Here is a 21089-nt window from a genome sequence, read left to right as displayed (position 1 = left end):
CCGGCTCCATCTGAAGCGATGCGCGGCCGGAATCCGGCCGCAGGCAACGCTGAGTACAATCGGTAACGTGTTGGGAAGCTTGGTCGATCGGGGATCAGGCCCGATCAGAGCTGGGAGCTAATGCGAAAGCGCGTCCAGCATCATCGAACGCGGGCGCGCGATCTGCGAAATAAACGAATTCATGCGCATCTCCCCGGTTCGAGCAACGGAGCGCTGCTTATAAATGCATCACGCGGGATTGGCAAGGTAACATCGCCGTGAGTGCGTCAATGCGCGCGAGTGTGGCCATTCGGGCTCACGTGTGCCGGCGATGGTGACTCTTCGTAGCCCGGATGGAGCGAAGCGCAATCCGGGAAGATCTTTCCGCGGTTGGTCTGGTCCCGGATTTCGCTGCGCTTCATCCGGGCTACGAATTCGCCTTTCCCGTCAATGCGCGTCGCCGCCGCCGGCGGTCATCGACGGCGGCTTGTTGACGAACAGCACCACGAGGCTGAGGCCGGCATAGAACAGCGACAGCATGAAGAAGGCGTCGCCGTAGCTCATCACCGCGGCCTGGCGGTGCACGATCTGCGACAGCTGCTTCATCGCCATCATCGCGGAATCGCCCATGCCCTGCATGCGCTGGGTGAAATTGTTCAGCGTCTCGACCGCGGTGGCGTTGCCCCAGGTCACGCGGTCATGCAGCCGCGAGATATGCAGGTCGGTGCGGTCGTTGAGCACCTGGTTGATCACCGCGAGCCCGAGCGCGCCGCCGAGATTGCGCATCAGGTTGAACAGGCCGGAGGCGTTCTTGACGCGCTCCGGCGCCAGCGTGGCGAGCGCGATGTTGTTGGTCGGCACCATCGCGCACATCATGCCGATGCCGCGCAGGATCTGCGGCACCAGCAGCTCGTAGAAATCGTACTCGCGGGTGATCCAGGTCATCTGCCAGGAGCCGAGCGCGAAGGTGACGAGGCCGAACGCGATGATGTAGCGCAAATCGACCTTGAGCATCAGCCGCCCGACCACCGGCGCCATGAAGAACATCGTGATGCCGGAGACGAACATGGTCTCGCCGATCATCAGCGCGCTGTAGCCGCGGACCTCGGCGAGATAGCGCGGATAGACGTAAGTCAGGCCGTAGAGCCCGATGCCGACGCAGAATTGCAGCAGGCAGCCGACCGCGAAGTTGCGGTTGGTGAAGGCGTAGAGATCGACGATCGGCTCCTCGGCGGTGAGCACCCGCCAGAAGAACAGGATCGCCGACACGAAGCCGATCGCGGCGCAGACCGCGACCGAGGTGTCCTGCAGCCACTCATATTGCGGGCCTTCCTCCAGCACATATTCCAGCGAGCCGAGGAAGCCGGCCATGAAGATCAGGCCCCACCAGTCGAAGCGATCGAGCAGGGCGAGATTCGGCTGGTCGAAATCGATCAGCGCCAGCACGCCGATGGTGATCAGGATGCCCGGCACGATGTTGATGAAGAACAGCCAGTGCCACGACATCAGGTCGGTGATGAAGCCGCCGACCGTCGGCCCGACCGTCGGCGCCAGCGTCGCGACCAGGCCGATGATCGGCGCCACGATGTAGAACTTGGTGCGCGGGAAGATCAGATAGGCCGAGGCGAACACGGTCGGGATCATGCCGGCGCCGAGAAAACCCTGCAGCGCGCGCCACACGATCATCTGCTCGATCGAGGAGGCGAAGCCGCACAAGAGACTCGATGCGGTGAAACCGAACGCCGAGATCGCGAACAGCATCCGCGTGCCGAGCGCCCGCGACAGGAAGCCGGACAGCGGAATCGCGATCACTTCCGCGATCAGGTAGGCGGTCTGCACCCACGACACTTCGGTGGACGACGCCGAGAGGCCGGCCTGGATCTCGTTGAGCGAGGCCGAGACGATCTGGATGTCCAGGATCGACATGAACATGCCGAACACCATGATGATGAACGCGAACAGCCGCTTCGGCTGGATGCGCTCCGACGCCGGGGCGCCGCTCATCATCGATGGAGAGGCAGTGGTCGTATCGGCCATGGATTCATTGGCTCCGGCTTCGAACCGTCGGCTCGCAGCCTCAAGGCATCACTGCGGATGGATCATCATCGGCGCGTCGAGATCGCTGTCGGCGTCGGCATCCGGCGCGCCCTCGTGGGTGTCGACGGTGGTGTAGACCGACATGCCGGCGCGCAGCAGGCCCTGCTTCGCGACGCTGGCGGGCACGCGGATGCGGACCGGCAGGCGCTGCACGATCTTGGTGAAATTGCCGGTGGCGTTGTCGGGCGGCAGCAGCGTGAATACCGAGCCCGCCGCCGGCGAGATGCTGTCGACGATGCCGGTGAACTTGCGGAAGCCGTAGGCATCGACCTTGATCGTCACGCGCTGGCCGGGGCGGATCCGCTTGAGCTGCGTCTCCTTGTAATTGGCGTCGATGAAGACGCCTTCGAGCGGCACCACATTGCCGAGCCGCTGGCCGACATTGATGTAGTCGCCGGTGTTGACCATGCGGTTGGAGAAGGTGCCGTCGACCGGCGCGCGGACCTTGGTGAATTCGAGATCGCGCTCGGCCTTGGCGAGCTGGGTCTGCAACTCGGCGAGCTGCGCGCGCGCCTCGGCCTGCTGCGCCCGCGTCACCTCGACATTGTCCTTGGCGGCATCGAACGCCGCCTGCGCCGAACGCACCGCGGCCTGGCCCTGGTCGCGGCCGGCCTCGGAGACCTCAAAGGTGGCGCGCGAGGCGAAGCCCTTGGTGTTGAGCGCCTGCTGGCGATCGAAATCGAGCCCGGCGCGCTTCAGGCCGGCTTCGGCCGAGACGAGTTGCGCCTTGGCCTGCTCGACCGCGCTCTCCTGCGCGGTGACCTGGCGGCCGATGCGATCGATCGTCGCCTGCTGGGTCGCGATCCGGGTGCGCGCGGCGTCAACCGCGATGCGATAGTCGCCGTCATCGATCCGGAAGATCACGTCGCCGGCACGCACCACCGTGTTGTCGCCGGGCATGATCGCGGCGATGTGGCCCGCGACGCGCGCGCCGAGCATGGTGTTGTTGGCGCGGACATAGGCGTCGTCGGTCGAGACGTAGAAGCGGCCGATCGTCAGGTAATAGGTCGCGTAGCCGGCGGCGGCGAGCGCGAGCAGGCCGACGATGCCCATCAGCACGAATTTGCGCTTGCCGGATTTCGGCGCGGCAGCGGCAGGCGGCGCGGCCGGCTGCGCGGGCGCAGGCGTCTGCGGCTGCTCGGCGGGACGGCGCTTTGCTTCGTCGGCAATCTGAGGCGCGCCCTGCTCGCCGAGACCTTCGGACGCATCACGCGTCACGTCGTCCGCCGCCGTCTCCGGCCCGGAACGAACGATGCGCGCGGCCTGATCTCTCGCTGCGGCCATGAAAGGCTCCCCACCAAATTCCCGATGCGCGCGGGTGCGGGATTTTGCCGCGCGGCCATCGTCAGTGCCATACTTACCATTGACCGAACCGTTCGGTCAATCTACATTCGGACTTACAGATTATAGTGCGTCGATTCTCGCCTTTGACCATTTTGCGTTGAGTTCTTGCCGAGAAGCTAAATCAATGGTTGCAGCGCCGCCCACTTCCGTCCACGTCGTCGAGGAGGAGTCCTCGAAGCGCCGCCAGATCCTGGACGGCGCCCGCAAGGTGTTCCTGGACCTCGGTTTTGACGGCGCCAGCATGGGCGAGATCGCCCGCGCCGCCGGGGTCTCCAAGGGCACCCTCTACGTCTACTTCCCCGACAAGGCCGGGCTGTTTGCGGCGATCGTCGAGGAGGAGAAGCTCGCCCAGGGCAAGATCATCTTCAATTTCGACCCGGCGCGCAGCGTCGATGTGACGCTGCCCGAGTTCGGCCGCGCCTATGTCGGGGTGCTGTGCCGGCCCGGCGGAGGCTCGGCGATCCGCACCGTGATGGCGATCGCCGAGCGGATGCCCGAGCTCGGGAGCCGGTTCTACACCCATGTGATCGCGCACACCGTCGACCGCTTCGCCGCCTATCTCGAGGCGCGTGCCGCACTCGGCGATCTCGTGATCGACGACTATCAGCTCGCGGCCTGGCAGTTCATGCAGATGTGCCAGGCGACGCTGTTCCAGGCGTTCATCTTCCAGGCCGCGCCGTCGCCCTCGCCCGAGCGGATCGCGACCGTGGTCGACAGCGCGACGCGCGTGTTCTTCGCGGCGTACCGGCCGAAGGCCAACTGATCTTCCACCGTCATTGCGAGCGAAGCGAAGCAATCCATTCTCTCTTCTCGTGTCGAAATGGATTGCTTCGCTTCGCTCGCAATGACGGGGAGATAGTGGCGCGCTATCCTGTTGCGGCACCAGCCCGAGGATAGCCAGCGATGAACGACCTCACCATCCGACACATGCAACCGGGCGAGATCGCGCTCGCGGTGGACTGGGCCGCGGCTGAAGGCTGGAATCCCGGCCTCGCCGATGCCGCCAGCTTCGCCGCCGAAGACCCGCAAGGATTTTTCATCGGCGAGCTCGACGGGCAGCCCGCCGCGGTGATCTCCTGCGTCAATTACGGCGCGCACTTCGCCTTCCTCGGCTTCTACATCGTGCGGCCCGATCTGCGCGGGCGCGGTCATGGCCTGAAAATCTGGAACGCGGCGATCGCGCATGCGCGGCCGCGGGTGATCGGGCTCGATGGCGTGGTGGCGCAGCAGGCCAACTACAGGAAGTCGGGCTTCGCGCTCGCCTACGCCAATATACGTTACGGCGGAACGGTCGCCGCGCCGCCGATACCGAACGCCGACGTCGTCGCGCTGGCCGACGTGCCGGCAGCGCTGATCGAAGCCGATGACTCAACGGTGTTTCCGGCGCCGCGCCCGGCCTTCCTGCGCGCATGGATCAACACGCCGGGGCATGTCGGACGCGCGCTGCTGCGCGATGGCCGGCTTGCCGGCTGGGGTGTGATCCGGCCGTGCCGGACCGGCCGCAAGATCGGCCCGCTGATTGCCGACGACCGCGCCAGCGCCGAGACGCTGCTGTCGGCCTTGCTCGCGAGCAGCGGCAGCGGCGAAATCTTTCTCGACGTCCCCGAGATCAACCGCGACGCGGTCGCGCTGGCGCAAGGCCTCGGCCTCTCGCCGGTGTTCGAGACCGCGCGGATGTACACCGGCGCGATCCCGCCCATGCGGACCGATCGCGTGTTCGGCGTCACGACGTTCGAACTCGGCTAGGGCGTGATGAGATTGGTGGACTCCCTCTCCCCGTTCTTACGGGGAGAGGGTTGGGGTGAGGGGCAGCCTCCGCATCAACGGTAGCAGTTGGATTCGCGGAGACTCCCCCTCACCCGGAACGCATCTGGCGATGCGTTCCGACCTCTCCCCGCACGCGGGGCGAGGTGAAGTAAGAGTCCCGACCCTACTTCGCCGCTGCGTTGACTTCCGGCGCAACGCGCGCGGTCCTGCCCTGCTCAACGTCCTCCGGCAGTCCGGCAAAGCGGCGCAGCGCCTTCGCCATCTTCACGCGGCCGCTGACGCCGGTGATGATGACGTCGACCATCGTGAACGACGAGTGGAACTGGCCGTGCGCCTTGAGCTGCTCGACCGCAACGCCGGCCTTCGCCAGTGCCTCGGCATAGGCGATGCCCTCGTCGCGCAGCGGATCGAACTCGCAGGTCGCGACGAACGCCGGCGGCAGGCCTTCGAGCTTGCCCCGCAGCGGGGCGACGCGCGGATCGGTGCGGTCGGCGGGCGAGCAGTAGATGTCCCAGAACCAGTACATCAGCCCGCGGGTCAGGAAGTAGCCGGTCGCGTTCTCGACATAGGACGGACGATCGAAGTTCGAGTCGGTGACCGGGCAGATCAGGAGCTGGCCCGCGATTTCAGGCCCGCCGCGATCGCGCGCGAGCTGGCAGGTGACGGCGGCGATGTTGCCGCCGGCGCTCCAGCCGGCGACCAATAGCGGCCCTGCCCTGCCGCCGAGTTCGGCAGTATGCGCGGCGATCCAGCGCGTCGCCGCATAGCCGTCCTCGGGCGCGGCCGGGAAGCGATGCTCGGGCGCGTGGCGATAGCCGACGCTGACCACGATCATGTCGGTGCGCCGGCACAGGTCGCGGCAGAACGGATCGTCGGATTGCTCATCGCCGAGCACCCAGCCGCCGCCGTGGAAATAGACCACGATCGGATGCGGCCCCGGCGACGCTGGCCGGTAGAGCTTGTACGGCAACGGACCATCGGCGCCCTGCAGCATCCCAGTGCCGACCTCGCCGACCGGCCGCCCCGCCGGACGGCCCTTGTTGAACTCGTTGAGGAAGTCGCGTGCGCCCTGCGCGCCCATGGTCTCGAGCGGCGGCAGGTTCAACTCGCCGAGCAAATTGAGCACCAGCCGTACGTCCGGCTGCAGCCGCACGATCTCGCCGTCATTGCATTGCGCCTCGACGCCGGGACCGGTGAGCTTGAAGCCGAGCATGCCTTGGTTGACGACCTCGTTGCAGATGCTGCGATAAGGACCGACGCCGCCGGTATAGGGCATCACGACCTGCGGCTTGCCGGGCACGTTGGCGCCCGTGTACCAGGTGTTTGCGAGCCGATGCAGCGTCAGCATCGAACAATCGGCCATGTGGCGCTGCCAGCCCGCCTGCGCGGTCTCGGTCGCCTCCATCGTGGTGAAGCCTGCATCGCGCAGCGCCGCGATGCGCTCGACCACCCAGTCGACATGCTGCTCGATCGACACCGCCATGTTCGACAGCACCGACGGGCTGCCGGGACCGGTGATCATGAAAAGATTTGGGAATCCGGCGACGGTGACGCCGAGATAGGTCTCGGGCCCCTTTGCCCAGACGTCCGACAGCGACTTGCCGCCGCGGCCGGAGATCGGATGCACCGCCATGATCGCGCCGGTCATCGCGTCGAAGCCGGTCGCGAACACGATGACGTCGACATCGAAGCTGCGCCCGTTGGTCGAGATGCCGCTCGCGGTGATCTCCTTGATCGGCTCCTGCCGTAGATTCACCAGCGTCACGTTGGGACGGTTGTAGGTGGCATAGTAATTGGTATCGAGGCAGGGTCGCTTGGCGCCGAACGGATGGTCGTGGGGCGTCAACGCTTCGGCCGTTGCGGGATCGTTGACGGCGGCGCGGACCTTCTCGCGGATCAGGTCGGCGACGATCTTGTTGCCGTCGGCATCGACGCCTTGATCGGCCCACAACTGCGTCAGGATGTGGACGAGGTCGCCCGCCGCCCATGCCTTCTCGAAGCGCTCGCGGCGCTCGGCGTCGCTGAGCTGCCAGCTCACCACCGTCTGCTGCGGATACGGCACGCCGGTCATCGACAGCCGGGCCTGCTCGCGATAGGCCGCGCGATCGCTCTCGAAATAGGTCTTGCGATCTTCCGGCGCCGGACCATTGCCGGCCGGCAGCGCGAAGTTCGGCGTGCGCTGGAACACGGTGAGCTGCGCGGCCTGCTCGGCGATCAGCGGGATCGACTGGATCGCCGACGAGCCGGTGCCGATCACGGCGACGCGCTTGCCCTTGAGGTCGACGCCCTGATGCGGCCAGCGGCCGGTGAAATAGATCTCGCCCTTGAAACCCTTGACGCCGTCGATCTCCGGCGGCTTGGGCGACGACAGGCAGCCGGTCGCCATGATGTAGTAGCGGCACGAGATCGGGCCGTTGCTGGTCGAGAGCTGCCAGCGCTCGCTCGCATCGTCCCAGGTCGCCTGCGTCACCTTGGTGTCGAAGCGGATGTCGCGGCGCAGATCGTAACGGTCGGTGACGAAACCGAGATAGCGCAGGATCTCCGGCTGCGTCGCGTATTTCTCCGACCAGGTCCACGCCTTGTCGAGCTCGGGATCGAACGTGTAGCTGTAGTCGATGGTCTGGATGTCGCAGCGCGCGCCCGGATACCGGTTCCAGTACCAGGTGCCGCCGACGTCGCCGCCCTCCTCGAGCGCGACCGCCGACAGTCCGGCCTTGCGCAACCGGTGCAGCAGATAAAGTCCGGCGAAACCTGCGCCGACGACCACGACGTCGACCTGCTGTGTGGTTCCGCGCCGCGTGGAGTCCGAAGCACGTGCTGCAACCGCTGCGTCTGGCATGCCATTCCTCCCGAGTGTTTTGATTTGAGCGGAAGGCTAGTCCTGCGTGTTCAGTTTGTCATCACGGCAAATGCAATCTCAGGTGAGGAACCGTGACACGCGCGCCGGCTGCGGCACGAGATGCAGCGTGTAGACGCAAGTGTTCGTGCGGACATGAGCAGCCCCGCATACACAACTGTCGTCCTTGCGAAAGCAGGGACGACACCGGCTGTGTCGCACGGCTGTTGATCCCGTCATCCTGAGGTGCGAGCGGAGCGAGCCTCGAAGGGTGCGCGGCCCGGCTGGCGGCCGTCGATCCTTCGAGGCTCGCAAGAGCTCGCACCTCAGGATGACGGGTCGGCTGTTTGCCTCACACCGACCGCATCAAGCCGCCGTCGACGCGGATGTTCTGGCCGGTGATGTAGCCGGCGCCGTCGGAGACCAGGAACGCGATCGTCGCGGCGATTTCCTCGGCCTTGCCGTAGCGCTGCATCGGCACGCTGTCGCGGCGCGCGTCGGTGGCGGGCAGGCTGTCGATCCAGCCCGGCAGCACGTTGTTCATGCGCACATTGTCGGCGGCGTAGCCGTCGGTGAACAGCTTTGTGAACGCGGCGAGGCCGGCGCGGAACACCGCCGAGGTCGGAAACATCGCGCTCGGCTCGAACGCCCAGGCGGTCGAGATGTTGACGATCGCACCCGCCTTCTGCGCCTGCATGATCGGTGCGACGAGACGCGTCGGGCGGATCACGTTCATCAGATAAACGTCGAGCCCGGTGTGCCACTGCTCGTCGGTCAAATCCAGCACGCCCGCGCGCGGCCCGTGGCCGGCGCTGTTGACCAGCGCATCGATGCGGCCCCAGCGCGCCATGATGCCGTCGACGGCGCGCTTCAGGTCGTCGTTCGAACGGTTCGAGCCGGTAAAGCCGATGCCGCCGAGTTCGTTCGCCAGCGCCTCGCCCTTGCCCGACGACGACAGGATCGCGACGTGGAATCCATCCGCCGCGAGCCGCCGCGCCGCGGCCGCTCCCATGCCACTGCCGCCTGCGGTGACGAGCGCGACTTTTCCTGCTGCCATGATCGATATCCCCGTGATGAACCGACGCAACGTCTATCATCAGGGATCGTGCTGCGCGACACCTTGCCTGGCCGCGCGATGTCGCAGTTATTTCCTGTATACCTGCTTCGATCCGGCGTCGAACCGTGCCACCGGCCGGTCCATCTGCCAGAGCTCGATGTCGTGGCTATCGACGAGACGGCTGGCCGAATTGATGGCGGCGTCGTCATCGGCGCAGTCCATGTTGACCACACCGATCGATCGGCTGTGCAGCCCGACGATATACGCGCGATAGGTCGTCATCCTCGTTCTCCAGATGCCGCGGCCGCCCTCGCGGGCGAGCGCGCGAAAATGCCTGGCTCGAAGGTGGATGGAGCGGCGTATGAATTCGAGGAGAACCGTTTCGCCATCTTGTAAAGACGGCATAAGTACCGCCGCGCTCGCGGCGTACCGATCAAGGCAGCGTTAGGCCTTGACCAGCTTCTTCACCGCCGCGACCAGTTCATCGGGCGAAAACGGCTTCTGCAGCAGGATGCTGTCCGGCACGCCCTTGGTCGGCCACTCGTCGCCGCCGCCGCCGGTGATGTAGAGCACGGGAAACGACGGATCGACCTCGCGCGCGCCGCGCGCCACGCGCCAGCCGTCGAGCCGGCCGAGCAGGCGGATGTCGGTGACCAGCGCGCTGTACTTGGTCCGGAAGGCCTTGAGCAGCGTCAATGCTTCCTCGCCGGAGGGCGCGATCGCGGGCTCGAAGCCGCCGTCGGTCAGCGCGTCCTCCACCATCATCTGCAGGTCGCGATCGTCTTCAATGACGAGAATAATCGGCGCGTCTTGCAAAGCTATCCCCCAGAAATCACGCGGTTGCGCCCCGCGTTCAGAGCATATGCAACAAGAAAGTGGCCACCGTTTGCACGATGTCACCCGGTAAAAATACGGGGGCGGTCGGACGCGCCCTATTCGTCCGCGAAGTCGTCTTCTTCGTTGGCCCCGGGTTTGCCCCGGGGCGCGACCGGCTTTCTGCCGCCAAGCGAACCTGTGACATAAGGTTCGCGCGCTGCATAGGGGCTACGGCCACCGGCGCGCGCGGCAACCTCCTCGCCGGACACCGCCGCCGGCTGGCAGATGATGCGGCGGCTGGACCGGCGCATCAGATCCACATGGATGTGGTCGTAGTGATAGACGTTGGAGCCCGGCGCCAGCACCGTGTTGAAGTGCTGACAGGCGGCGCCCTGGACGTCGCGCAGGAAGCCCTGCTCCTCGGGAAGGCCGCGCCAGCCGTCCTTCACCGAAATGCGGCGGCCGTCGGCGAGCGTGAAGGCGGCGATGTCGAGCGCGTTGCCGAAGGCGTGTTCGGAAATATGCGCGCGCGAGTTGCCGTTCATGCCGCGGCAGGAATAGGCCGAGATCTGCTTGATCTCGACCACCCGTGTGCCGAACCAGCGCTGCGCCGCAGGCTGCACCGAATCGGCGAGCCAGCGCTCGAGCATCGAGACGATCGGGCACGCCAGCGTCGCCGCCGGCTTCACCGCGACGGGACCGACCGACATCACCGGTTCACCGCGCGACGGGCCGAGCCGCGGCGGCGCCGCGTCGGGCTGCTGCGAATACGGTGCCGGCGAATAAGGCGCGGCGCTGTCGCGCTGAGGGTTGGAATGCAGGCCGGGATAATAAGGCTTCTCTGCCGCTGCGCCCGGCGTGCCTTCGGGCGGCAGGTCAATCTCGTCCTGCTGGGGCGCAACGCCAGGCGCAGTCAGCGAGATCGGTCCGGTCTGCCGGCTGCCATAACTCGGCTGACCGCCATAGTTCGGCTGACTGCCGTAACCTGGCTGACCGCCGTAGTTCGGCTGGCTGCCGTAGCCCGGCTGGCTCCCGGCTTGATTGGAATACGGCGCGGACGGCGGACTCGGCTGCTGGTTGATCGGCCAGCGCGGCTGGTTGCCGATCGGCGCCGGCGGACGCAGATCGTCGGCAAACCCGTAGGCCGAACTGGCCTCCCCGAGCGCCGCGACTTTGAGCGGAAACTCCGCGCCGCACACTCCCGGCCCGGAGATCGGATCGATTCGGACGAGGTCAGGACCTTCCTTGACCGCGCCGGATTTCAGACAAGCGGCCTCGGCCTCGGCCCGCCACGGCTCGCGCTCGGCGGTCTGAAACAGACCACGGCCGCAACCAGAAAGCGAAACAAGGACAAGGGAGCCGACGAGATACAAACGAACTCCACGCGTCATGGCGCGCAGGTTCTTCGAATTTATTTAAAGACTCTTCAACGCATTGATTTCACGTCTCTTTAACCATGCGATGGAACCCGGAAAGAGCACCGGAACACGCCGCGTAGGTCAGCCGGACAGCAGGGCTGACTTTTTCGCGCCGGAACGAGTTGCTAGCTTCGGTAGTTAATGCGGGCAGCGTTGTGAACCAGGGAGCTACCCAATGGATTTCGCGAGTCCTCTGCTGAGCAAGCTGAGCATTGTGGCCGCGTACATCGCGTTAGCCTTCGTCGGCGCCATCATTCTCGGCGTATTCTAGATCGGACGAAGTCCAGAGTTTCGCGCCCGGCGGCCGTCCCCGCCGGGCGTTTTGTTTTTCGGAAACCGCGCGCATCCGACCCATTGCCTCTCCGTGACATGGATCACAGAGGGCTCCAACGATCACGCGTAGCTTCGGGCCAGACCGCTTCACCCGCTCCAACGCAGGAGGCCCCGATGAGGAAGCTCGTTTTGATCGCCGCGCTGCTGATGACCACCAGTGCTGCCCAGGCCGGCGGCGCCGGCATCACCCTGCAGATCGACGGCCAGCGCATCCGTGTCGAGGCGCCGCGCAATTGCAACGCGCTGTCCTGCATCCGCATCTCGGCGCCGGGCTACAACGGTACGCTCGGCAATATCAACCTCAAGGGCCTCGGCTCGCAGGGGGATGACGACGACGAAGATATCTCGCCGACCGCGCCGCCGCCTCCCGCGCCTTCCCCCGCACCGGTTCAGGCCGCACCACGGCCGCAGCCGGCCGCGACCACTGTCACGCCGCCGCCTGCTCCCCCTGCTCCTGCGACGACAGTCGCGACGGCAACTGCCGCGCCGGCCGAGTCCGCTCCCAGCGCACCGGCCCCGGTCGCCGCGCGGCCCGCGCCGCAGCCTGCTCCCGTCGCGGCAGCGCCGGCGCCCGCGCCGACCGGACCGATCGGCGTCTGGGCCACCGAAGAGAACAAGGGCAATGTCCGCGTCGAGCCGTGCGGCGCCAATCTGTGCGGCTATGCCGAGAAGAGCGGCGAGCGGATCCTGATCAACATGAAGCTTGAGGGCAGCACGTGGAGCGGCCGCATCCACGATCCCGACTCCGGCCGCAACTACGACTCGACCATCGCGATGAAGGGCCCGAATGCGATGCGCGTGCAGGGCTGCGCCTTCGGCGGCATGTTCTGCGGCGGCCAGACCTGGAAGCGGGTCAGCTAGGCGCTACTTCGCATGGGGTGGTTTGCAGTTTTTAGTGGGAGACCGGCAGAGCGCTTCAAGCCGGTCGCCCAGGACGGTATGATGGCCGCACGATCGAGGTTGAGTTGAACCTGCGGGGCGGCTTGCGATGGCGTTGACGGCACTTGATCTCGGCCTCCGCGGCGCGGTGGTCGGACTGTTCCTGGTGGTGTGCGCGGTGCTGCTGCTGCGCTACACGGCGGTGCATCGCGAGTGAGCAAGGTGGCAGCCGACGGTTCGATCCGGACCACAGCGCACTCGGCGGCTGTAGCCAGCGGCGGCTGGCGCGAGGGCATCATCGTTCTCGTGATCGTGCTGGCGCCGGTCGGGTTGGCGGTCATGCTGACCACATTGGGCGTCCTGGCATATGCAAGCTGGACACGTGCGCTCGGCGGCATCCCCTATGTCCCGGCATGGCGGGAGATGCAGCCGATCGGGATGCTGGCCTTCGTGATCAGCAGCTGCATCGCGGTCGCTGCGGCCTGGCGCTGGTCGCAGCGACGGGGTCTGCATCGCGAGGTGTTTCTGTTCCGCCGGCTGACATGGCCGGCGACCGCCGCGAGCCTCGTCGGATTCCTGGTCGCGCTCTACGGCGCCCCGGTTGCGACGCATTGGCTGTCGCATGTCACCGGTGGCGCCGGTCCGGGCGCCCGGATCAATTTCCACAGCCCGTATATGACCGCGATCTACCTGCTGCTGTTCGTGGTCACGGCGCCGCTGTCCGAGGAAATTCTCTATCGCGGTCTGCTGGTGGCCTGGCTGCGCCGCGTCGGCTGGAACGATGCCACGATCTGGCTGGTGGGCAGCCTGATCTTCGGCGCCAACCACATCATCCCGCTCGGCCTGGTCTGGAGCGTCGTCATGACCGCCCTCGGCGCCATCCTGTTCGCGCTGCGCCTGCGCTACAACTCGCTCACGCCGGCGTGGCTCACCCATGTGCTGTTCAATGCGCAACCATTTCTGATCCTGCCTTTGATCAACCGGTTTGCGCCCGGGTTGCTCCCCGGGTACATCTCCTAGAGGACACGGAGCTTACCGAGCGATGAAGCATTTCCTGGAAGCGGCCCGGCTGCTCGTGCTCGACCTGGCATCGACGCTGGTCTTTCTCGTGCTGTTCCTGCTGACCCACAACACGGCGCTCGCGGTCGGCGTCGGCATCGCCTTTGGCGTCGCGCAGATCGGCATCCAGTTCGCCCGCGGCAAGCGCATCGACACCATGGAATGGCTGAGCCTGTTTCTGGTCGTCACCGCCGGCACCGCGACCTTGCTGACCCATGACCCGCGCTTCGTGCTGTTCAAGCCGAGCGTGATCTACGCGATCGTCGGCTGCGTGATGCTCAAGCGCGGCTGGCTGAACCGCTATCTGCCGCCGATCGCACAGACCGTCGTGCCCGATGTCGCAATCATAGTCGGCTACGCCTGGGCCGGTCTGATGTTCGTCTCCGCCGCGGTGAACGCGTTCGTCGCGCTGACCTGCGAGGTCACGACATGGGCGGTGGTGATGCCGATCTACGGCATCGTCAGCAAGGTCGTGGTGTTCGTCGGCGGGTTTGTCGTCATGCGCCTGATTGCGCGACGGCGCGTCCGTGCCATGCCCGAGGCGGAGCGCGAGGCCGTGTTGGCGCTCGACCGCGGGGCCGCCTCGGCGACTGGTTAACGAAACAAACCGGCGTCCGACGAAACCATTTTGGCGCCGCGACGAAGAATTGCGGAAACGAAGCGCCCCTAGTGATCGCATCCGGCAACGCGCCGCTCGGCGCGAACACAAGGGGGACATCATGGCTTTCACCGCATCCGCAATTCGTCACGGCAAGCTGCTCGCTGCGACCGCCTTCACGCTGGGTCTGTTGACCACGGCGTCCTACGCCTACACCGACGAGCAGCAGCAGATGTGCACCGGCGATGCGATGCGGCTGTGCAGCGCGGAAATTCCTGACGTCGATCGCGTCACCGCCTGCATGGTGCGCCAGCGCGCGCAGCTCAGCGACGGCTGCAAGGCGGTGTTCCACTACGTGCCGCCGGCGGCGCAGCCCGCCAGCTATTCGCCCGCCGCCAAGCCGGGCAAGCCGCTCGCAATCACCCCGCACAAGCGCGGCTGAGGATTCCCGCAATATCGGATCGGCACCGTGCTCCCCGGCGGAGCGCGGCGCTTGATCGTTTCGGCCTGCCATGACAACAAGGCGGGACCATTCATTGAGCATTCAGCCTGACACGGCTCAATTGCGTTTCCGTCCGAATGCTTCCCGGGAATCCATGCTGATGTGGCGCAGGCTGTCTTTCGCGCTTCTGCTCGGTGTCGGCGCCATGACCGGCTGGCACGCGCAAGCTGTCGCGGCTCCCGACTTGACGACATTCGCACAAGCGCAGCCGGCAGCAACGCCGGCGCCCGCCCCGGCTCCGAGCGCGACGCCCGCGCCTGTGGCAACACCGGCGCCGGCCGCAAGTCCGCAAGCCGCCACGCCCGAGCCGATCGGCAACGTCGCGACGCTGACGGGCACCGCCACCGTCAAGCGCAACAACGCCACGACCCCGCTGCAGATCCGCGACGACATCTTTGCCAATGACGAGGTCGCGACCGCGGCCACCTCCTCGCTCGGCATCACCTTCAACGACGGCACCACGTTCAACCTGCGGGCCACGACCAGAATTACGATCGACAGCTACGTCTACGAGGACGGCGGCAAGCAGAACAACGCGCTGTTCGACGTCGCTCGGGGAACGGCGGCCTTCGTCGCCGCTGCCGTCGCCAAGACCGGCGACATGAAGATCTCGACGCCGACCGCAACGCTCGGCATCCGCGGCACCACCGGCCTCGTCGAGGTGCCGGAAGGCGCGACCGCGACCAGCAACAATGTCGGCATCAAGCTCTATCCCGACGAGGACGGCCATGTCGGCCGCATCGAGGTGAACGACCGCGGCGGCGCATCGCTCGGCGTGCTGACGCGCGCGGCGAGCGGTTTTGCGATTCGTCCCGGCATCGGCGGCGCGCGCTTCGCCGCGGTGCCGCTGACGATCTCGGCGCAGCAGGTGGCGCGCGATCGCGGCTTCGTCCGCCAGGTGCACTCGGCGCAGTTCGTCGGCCGCCAGGTGGTGAACGAGCAGCGCGACTTCCGCCGCGCCAATCCCGATTTCCGCCGCGGCAATCCGGCCGCGCCGTATCCGAACCGCGGCCAGCCGTTGCAGCCGAACCAGTTGCGGCCGAACGGCCAGCCGGGCCAGAACCGCAATGCGCCCGGCCAGCCGGGTCAGCAGAACCGTCCGGGCCAGTTGCAGCAGCAGCCCGGCCAGCAGAACCGTCCCGGCCAGCCGCAGCAGCGGCCGGGCGCGCCGGGCCGGCAGGGCTCGCAGCAGCCGGGCAACCAGCAGCAGGGCGCGGCAGGCCACGCCCTGCCCGGCCAGCCCGGCGGCGCGGCACTGCCTCGCACACCCGGCGGACAAACCCCGGCTGGACAACAGCCGGCGCGCCAAGGCAGTGCGCCGGCCGGCGGACAGCAGAGTCCGGGACGCCAGGATTTGGGGCGGCAAGGCAGCGCGCCACAGCAGGGCGGGCAACAGCTACCCGCGCGTCAAGGCGGCCTGCAGCCGGGACGCCCTGCGCAGCCTGGCCTGAGGCCGCCAACGCAGCAACCGATCCAGCCGGGTTATCCGCGGCAAGGTATGGTGCCGTCAGTGCCGGGCCAGATCCGGCCGGGCTTGCAGCAGGCGCTGCCGGGTGGCCGCTTGCCCGGCCTGCTGCGGCCGGGCACACAGCCACGCCCCGGCGTGGCGCCGCAGCAGCAGCGACGCCCGCCGCCAGCGCGACCCGCGAAACCGGAGCGCAAGGACCAGCGTCAGTAATCAGCTGCGCCTGGTGATGACGGTCTCGAGATATTCGCCGGCGATCACCAGCGTGCCGTCGGTCGCGCTGTTGAACTTGTCGATGAGACCGAACATGTCGCCGGCGAGCGACTGCTGCTTGGCGGCGTCGATCGCGCCGAACGCCTTCAGCACTGGACCGTAATAGGTGCGGAAGATCTCGAGGAAATGTTCGCGCGACTTGTAGCGGAAGGTGAAGTGCCTGCGCTTGGCATCGATCGCCATGTTCGGGCCGAACATGGTTTCGAGCTGCGCCTCGGTTCCCCACAGCGCGGGCGACTTCGCGCCCGGCGCCGGCGGGACATATTTGCCGATGGTCTTGAACAGCTGGCCGATGAAGCCCTCGGGCGTCCAGCAGGCGAGGCCGATCTTGCCGCCGACGCGGCAGACCCGACGCAACTCGTTCGCCGCCTGCTGGTGGTCGGCGGTGAACATGACGCCGAACGTCGACAGCACGACGTCGAAACTCTGGTCCGCAAAGGGCAGCTTCTCCGCATCGGCTTCCTGGAACGTCACCGGCAGGCGCTCGGCCGCCGCGCGCTCGCGGCCGCGCTCGAGCAGCGCGCCGACATAATCGGTCGAGACCACATCGGCAAAGCGCCGCGCCGCGGCGAGCGTCGCATTGCCGTTGCCGGCGGCGACGTCGAGCACGCGCTGATTGCTGCGCAGGTCGACCGCCTCGCACAGCATTTCGCCGACGATCTGCAGCGTGGTGCCGACGATGGCGTAGTCGCCCGAGCTCCATGTCGCCTGCTGGCGTGCCTTCAGGGCGGCAAGATCGACGGCGGGCGTTTCGGTCTGGACGTTCATTGAAACTCTCCGTTGAGTGTCGTGATGAAATACATTTCAGATAATGTGCTGCGGGCTATTGCGTGCGCTGGTCGAGGACGGCCGGGATCGCAGACGCGACCACGAGGCTCCATTGCGAGCGATGGCGGCAGCGATGCCGGTCCAATTGCTGAGCGACCGCGCGCTGCGCTTGCGCGCCATGATGCTCGCGAACGATCAGCCCCTCCGCCCTCGTGAACACCGGCGCGGACAAGCCCGCGACCACGAGGGCGAACAGCGCGCGTCGCGCGATCAGTTGCGAACGGCGGATGTCGGCATTCGTCAACGGCCGGCCGCCGAACCTGCGCAGCATGAAGCGGCTGACCTGCCGCTCGCGCGCTGCGAGCATTCGAGCGACCGACACATTGACGATCCGCCGGAAGCGCGACAGGAAAATGGAGAAAGACTTCTGCACCGGGCCTGATACTGGCTCCTTGAATGAAAAGAACATCATCGTTTCCTTGATCGAAAAATAACGATGGCGTGCCGGACAATATCTGGACCGGGATGCGCCATCCGACGCTTCGCAAAGCGTCACTCGGCGGCAATGGGCGGTTCGACCGGATCGTCACGCACGACGACTGTGGTCGCGACCTTGTAGAATTCCTCACCGGGCATGCCGACGCGGCGAGCATGCTCGCGGATCGAGTCGCCGTCACGCGCCTCGTATATGCAGAACGTGCCAATGCGACCATCTGCCTCATGCACCACGTAGCTGCGGATCCAGCGCACGCGATCAGACATCTGCTCGTTGCCGATCTTCGCGGAGGTCGCACCGGCGGCCTGCAGCTCGGCCATGTTGGCCCACGCGCTGGGACGGCGGATGACATAGAGTTCCATTGGATTCTCCTGATGACGAACTGTTGAACGGTCAGCTTGCGATGAGTGCGAGCCATGATGAGCTATAGGCGCGGTCGATGCCCGCTGTCCTTACCGCGGACTGATCATTGTCTGATCTTTGCCTGAACCTTTTCGCGCGAAGACCTGACACAACGACATGGCCTTCGCCTTTGGACCGTTCGAGCTTGACGAAGCGGGCCGCGTCGTGTTGTGCGCGCGGCAAGAGGTTGCTTTGCAGCCGCGCGTGTTCGATCTCCTGGTTTATCTCGTCCATCATCGCGGCCGTGTCGTCTCCAAGGACGAACTGCTGGAAGCGATCTGGCCCGACGTCACCGTCACCGACAATTCGCTTCAACGCGCCGTGAGCGCGCTCCGCGCCGTGCTGCGCAAGGGCGGCATGGCGCATGCGATCAGGAATCTGCCGGGCAAGGGTTATCGCTTCAGCCCCGATGCCGAGACCGGACAGCGGGTGCACGCCGCCGACAACAAGCTCACCGAAACCGGCGGCGCGATCGGGCTCGCCCGGCACGCCATCGCCGGGAAATTGTGGCTGCAGGCTGCCAGCCTGTTCGAGAGCGCGCATGAAGACGGCGCGCTCACCGCCGAAGATCTGCACGATTGGGCGCTGGCGCTGCAATGCGTCGGCAGGCCCACCGCGGCCGTTCCGATTCTGGTTCGCGCCATCAGCGCCCGCGCCAAGGCGGGCGATGCTGCCGGCGCCGCGCTCGATGCGATCACGCTTTCGGGATTGCACTTCGAGAGCGGCCAGGCCGCGATCGGCAAGGGCTGGCTGGCCCGCGCGGAGGACTGGGCATCCGAGATCGACGATCCGCCGACGACGGCGCTGGTGTTGTGGATGAAGTCGAAGCTCGCTGCGTTCGACGGCGAGCCGGAGCAGGCGCTGGCATTGGCCGAGGCCGCCTACACCGCGGTCCGGCACAAGGACGTCGTCGGCATCGAGGCGCTCAGTCTCGCCTTTCGCGGCTTCTACCGGCTGTGCCTCGGCGACACGCGCGGCGGGCTGGCCGATCAGGACCACGCCGCGGCACTCGCGCTCTCCGGCAATGCGCTGGACCCGGTCATGGGCGGCATCCTCTATTGCAACGTGCTGTGGACGTCCCGCATGTTCGGCGACTGGGCGCGCGCCGAGCAGTGGACGCGCACCTATCAAAGCTTCTGCTCGGCCAGCGGCATGGAGCTGACCGGATCGTGCCAACTGCACCGCTCCGAGGTGCTCGGCATCCGCGGCTCACTCGACGAGGCGCTGCACCGTATTCAGGACGCGTTGACCCGGCTCACCAGCGATGCGCCATGGTCGATCGGCGATGCCAACCGTGTGCTGGGCGATATCCAGTCTGCCATCGGCAATGACGACGTGGCGCTCGAAGCCTATGACAGGGCGTATGCGCTGGGCTGGTGTCCCGAGCCGGGCCGCGCGATGCTGCTGCTGGCGCGGGGTGAAGCCGAGGCGGCCTATGCCGGCCTCGAGCGCAGCCTGATCGGCAAGAACTGGTGGACGCTGCAGCGGCGCGGCATCCTGCTGGCGCATCTGGCGCTGGTCGCGGCCCACACCCGCCGCAACGAGCAGGCGGAAGCCTTGATCAGGGAGCTGTCCGGAAGTCCGGATCGCTGGCCGATGCCCTCGATCCGCGCGCTCACCAACGAGGCGCAGGCGATCCTTGCGCTCGGCCGGCAGGATCACGAGGCCGCGATGCGTCACCTGCATCTCGCCCGCCAGCTGTGGTCCAGCATCGACGGCCGGGTTCAGGCCGTGCGGCTGCGGCTGCAGATCGCGCGGCTGGAGTTTGAATGCGGCGACATCCGCGGCGCAGCGGCCGAGGTGCATGCGGCCCGGCGCATTGCAGGCGAGATCGGCTCCCGCAAGCTTGCAGCCGATTGCGTCGCCCTGCAACGCGACATCGATTGGTCCGCAGGCGGACACGCTCTCGCCGCCCAGCGCAAGCGCTCGTGCGGCTGATCAGGCCGCGCGGCGCAGCCAGTCCCGCACCCGCTCGAGCAGATTCTTGCGCAGCATGGGCTGCGCCTCCGCGCCGGCCGGTTCGATCTCGGGTGCAAAGGACGCCGCAGCTTCCGGCGCAGGCGTGACGGCGACCGGCTCGCTCTCGACGTCCTTGCTCTCGGCGTCCCTGCTCTCGACCACTTCGCGTGCTTCGACCGTGATCTCCTGCGGCGCCGTGATCGGCACGTCAGGTGCGCTCCGCGGCACAACCGGCGCCTCTGCGACCGCGGGCACTTCGGCCGCCGGCGGGTCGACCTCGACCATCGGCGGATCCGCGACCTCGGCTTCTTCCGCGATGTCGGGCTCTGCTGCAGCCTCGGGCGCTGCAGCAACCTCGGGCATTCCAGCGATGTCGGGCGCCTGCTTGATCGCCGGCGCCTCGACAACCGGTGCCTGCTCGACGCCGGGCGCCTGCGCAGCAAGGCGGCTCTTGCGCCGCTCGGCGGCTGCAGCCCGCAGCCGCGCGCGCCGCTCGCGCTCGGCGTGAGCTGCTGCCTGCAGCGCGATCGGTCCGACATTTTCCAGGAACGCACGCTCATAGCCGCGCGACAGGCGCTCGAGCGCCTGGTCGAGCGGCAGCCAGTCGACCTCCCGGATGTCGCTCATCAGCTCGCGCACCGGCTTGCCGCCGGCATCCATGCGCCAATAGTGCACCACCTTGGAACGGCCGCCGGATTCATAGACCAGCGTGCCGATGAACTCGTGCACGTCGACGGCGTGACCGGTTTCCTCCAGCACCTCGCGTTCGGCGGCGGCGCGCGGCGTCTCGCCGTCATCGAGCTTGCCTTTCGGCAGCACCCACTCGTTGCGCTTGCGCAGGCGCACGACGGCAAACCGCGGCGGTACTTCCCGCCGCAGCACAATGCCCCCCGCCGCCATCACAGGCGTTCGCGCCATCTCGTATCCATCAGGTTTGCGATTTGGGATCGTCGCCCGACGATCCCAACCATCTTAAGCATGAAACGGAAAAGTGGAAACCGGTTTCCTCGCGGCAAATGCAAACATTTCCGCGCCGATCAT

At 66.8% G+C, this 21089-nt stretch carries 19 protein-coding genes; 8 read left to right on the top strand and 11 right to left on the bottom strand.

What is annotated here, in order from left to right:
* Nucleotides 1-426: 426 nt before the first annotated feature.
* Nucleotides 427-2016 (bottom strand): DHA2 family efflux MFS transporter permease subunit, encoded by a 1590-nt coding sequence (locus JQ633_RS02530; protein ID WP_211981983.1) that lies wholly within the window; start codon nucleotides 2014-2016, stop codon nucleotides 427-429.
* Nucleotides 2017-2064: 48 nt separating this feature from the next.
* On the bottom strand, nucleotides 2065-3360 hold the full coding sequence (locus tag JQ633_RS02525; RefSeq protein ID WP_211981981.1) for an HlyD family secretion protein: 1296 nt from the start codon (nucleotides 3358-3360) through the stop codon (nucleotides 2065-2067).
* A 184-nt stretch (nucleotides 3361-3544) separates the two neighbouring features.
* Here JQ633_RS02525 and JQ633_RS02520 point away from each other — a divergent pair, with 184 nt between their 5' ends.
* Together JQ633_RS02520 and JQ633_RS02515 are read left to right on the top strand one after the other, a co-directional pair.
* Nucleotides 3545-4183: a TetR/AcrR family transcriptional regulator gene (locus JQ633_RS02520; protein ID WP_211981979.1), complete on the top strand. Its 639-nt coding sequence runs from the start codon at nucleotides 3545-3547 to the stop codon at nucleotides 4181-4183.
* Between the two features lie 140 nt (nucleotides 4184-4323).
* Nucleotides 4324-5166: a GNAT family N-acetyltransferase gene (locus JQ633_RS02515; RefSeq protein WP_211981978.1), complete on the top strand. Its 843-nt coding sequence runs from the start codon at nucleotides 4324-4326 to the stop codon at nucleotides 5164-5166.
* A 184-nt stretch (nucleotides 5167-5350) separates the two neighbouring features.
* Here JQ633_RS02515 and JQ633_RS02510 read toward each other — a convergent pair whose 3' ends face one another.
* The 5 genes from JQ633_RS02510 to JQ633_RS02490 all read right to left on the bottom strand — a co-directional run bounded on the left by JQ633_RS02510 (nucleotide 5351) and on the right by JQ633_RS02490 (nucleotide 11287).
* Nucleotides 5351-8026, bottom strand: coding sequence for a flavin-containing monooxygenase (locus JQ633_RS02510; protein WP_211981976.1), 2676 nt, complete (start codon nucleotides 8024-8026; stop codon nucleotides 5351-5353).
* 349 nt (nucleotides 8027-8375) lie between these two features.
* Nucleotides 8376-9080 carry an SDR family oxidoreductase gene (locus tag JQ633_RS02505; RefSeq protein WP_211981974.1) on the bottom strand — a complete coding sequence of 235 codons (705 nt, stop codon included), beginning with the start codon at nucleotides 9078-9080 and terminating at the stop codon, nucleotides 8376-8378.
* Nucleotides 9081-9167: 87 nt separating this feature from the next.
* Nucleotides 9168-9362 (bottom strand): hypothetical protein, encoded by a 195-nt coding sequence (locus JQ633_RS02500; RefSeq protein WP_211981972.1) that lies wholly within the window; start codon nucleotides 9360-9362, stop codon nucleotides 9168-9170.
* 162 nt (nucleotides 9363-9524) lie between these two features.
* Nucleotides 9525-9896, bottom strand: a complete 372-nt coding sequence (locus JQ633_RS02495; protein ID WP_211981970.1) for a response regulator — start codon at nucleotides 9894-9896, stop codon at nucleotides 9525-9527.
* Between the two features lie 116 nt (nucleotides 9897-10012).
* On the bottom strand, nucleotides 10013-11287 hold the full coding sequence (locus JQ633_RS02490; RefSeq protein ID WP_211981968.1) for an extensin-like domain-containing protein: 1275 nt from the start codon (nucleotides 11285-11287) through the stop codon (nucleotides 10013-10015).
* Between the two features lie 474 nt (nucleotides 11288-11761).
* Between JQ633_RS02490 and JQ633_RS02485 the strand changes: the two genes are divergently transcribed.
* The 5 genes from JQ633_RS02485 to JQ633_RS02465 all read left to right on the top strand — a co-directional run bounded on the left by JQ633_RS02485 (nucleotide 11762) and on the right by JQ633_RS02465 (nucleotide 16363).
* A complete protein-coding gene (locus JQ633_RS02485; protein WP_211981966.1) occupies nucleotides 11762-12508 on the top strand; it encodes a DUF2147 domain-containing protein in 747 nt (248 codons plus the stop codon).
* Between the two features lie 231 nt (nucleotides 12509-12739).
* The gene (locus JQ633_RS35505; RefSeq protein ID WP_211981964.1) at nucleotides 12740-13546 is read left to right on the top strand and encodes a CPBP family intramembrane glutamic endopeptidase; all 807 of its coding nucleotides are present in this window, start codon (nucleotides 12740-12742) and stop codon (nucleotides 13544-13546) included.
* Nucleotides 13547-13568: 22 nt separating this feature from the next.
* Complete coding sequence (locus JQ633_RS02475) at nucleotides 13569-14183, top strand: inner membrane-spanning protein YciB (RefSeq protein WP_211981962.1); 615 nt, start codon at nucleotides 13569-13571, stop codon at nucleotides 14181-14183.
* Nucleotides 14184-14304: 121 nt separating this feature from the next.
* Complete coding sequence (locus JQ633_RS02470; RefSeq protein ID WP_249158697.1) at nucleotides 14305-14625, top strand: hypothetical protein; 321 nt, start codon at nucleotides 14305-14307, stop codon at nucleotides 14623-14625.
* 160 nt (nucleotides 14626-14785) lie between these two features.
* The gene (locus JQ633_RS02465) at nucleotides 14786-16363 is read left to right on the top strand and encodes a FecR domain-containing protein (protein WP_349631507.1); all 1578 of its coding nucleotides are present in this window, start codon (nucleotides 14786-14788) and stop codon (nucleotides 16361-16363) included.
* Here the strand turns inward: JQ633_RS02465 and JQ633_RS02460 are convergent, their stop codons facing one another.
* From JQ633_RS02460 to JQ633_RS02450, 3 genes are read right to left on the bottom strand one after another with little or no spacing between them, the layout of a single operon-like run.
* Nucleotides 16364-17191, bottom strand: a complete 828-nt coding sequence (locus JQ633_RS02460; RefSeq protein WP_211981956.1) for a class I SAM-dependent methyltransferase — start codon at nucleotides 17189-17191, stop codon at nucleotides 16364-16366.
* Nucleotides 17192-17246: 55 nt separating this feature from the next.
* Entirely contained in the window at nucleotides 17247-17747 is a 501-nt protein-coding gene (locus JQ633_RS02455) for a hypothetical protein (protein WP_211981954.1), read from the bottom strand.
* On the bottom strand, nucleotides 17744-18049 hold the full coding sequence (locus JQ633_RS02450) for a nickel-binding protein (protein ID WP_211981952.1): 306 nt from the start codon (nucleotides 18047-18049) through the stop codon (nucleotides 17744-17746). The genes JQ633_RS02455 and JQ633_RS02450 overlap by 4 nt, the downstream gene beginning before the upstream one ends.
* Before the next feature lie 157 nt (nucleotides 18050-18206).
* On the opposite strand from JQ633_RS02450, the gene JQ633_RS02445 reads away from it, so the two are divergent.
* Nucleotides 18207-20027, top strand: coding sequence for a winged helix-turn-helix domain-containing protein (locus JQ633_RS02445; RefSeq protein ID WP_211981950.1), 1821 nt, complete (start codon nucleotides 18207-18209; stop codon nucleotides 20025-20027).
* Here the strand turns inward: JQ633_RS02445 and JQ633_RS02440 are convergent, their stop codons facing one another.
* Entirely contained in the window at nucleotides 20028-20966 is a 939-nt protein-coding gene (locus JQ633_RS02440; protein WP_211981948.1) for an NUDIX hydrolase, read from the bottom strand.
* Between the last annotated feature and the right edge of the window lie 123 nt (nucleotides 20967-21089).

It is taken from the genome of Bradyrhizobium tropiciagri, from assembly GCF_018130505.1.
Lineage (GTDB): Bacteria > Pseudomonadota > Alphaproteobacteria > Rhizobiales > Xanthobacteraceae > Bradyrhizobium > Bradyrhizobium tropiciagri_B.
The sequence above is the reverse complement of the archived record's forward strand: the minus strand, read 5'-3'. Positions and strand labels throughout refer to the sequence as shown.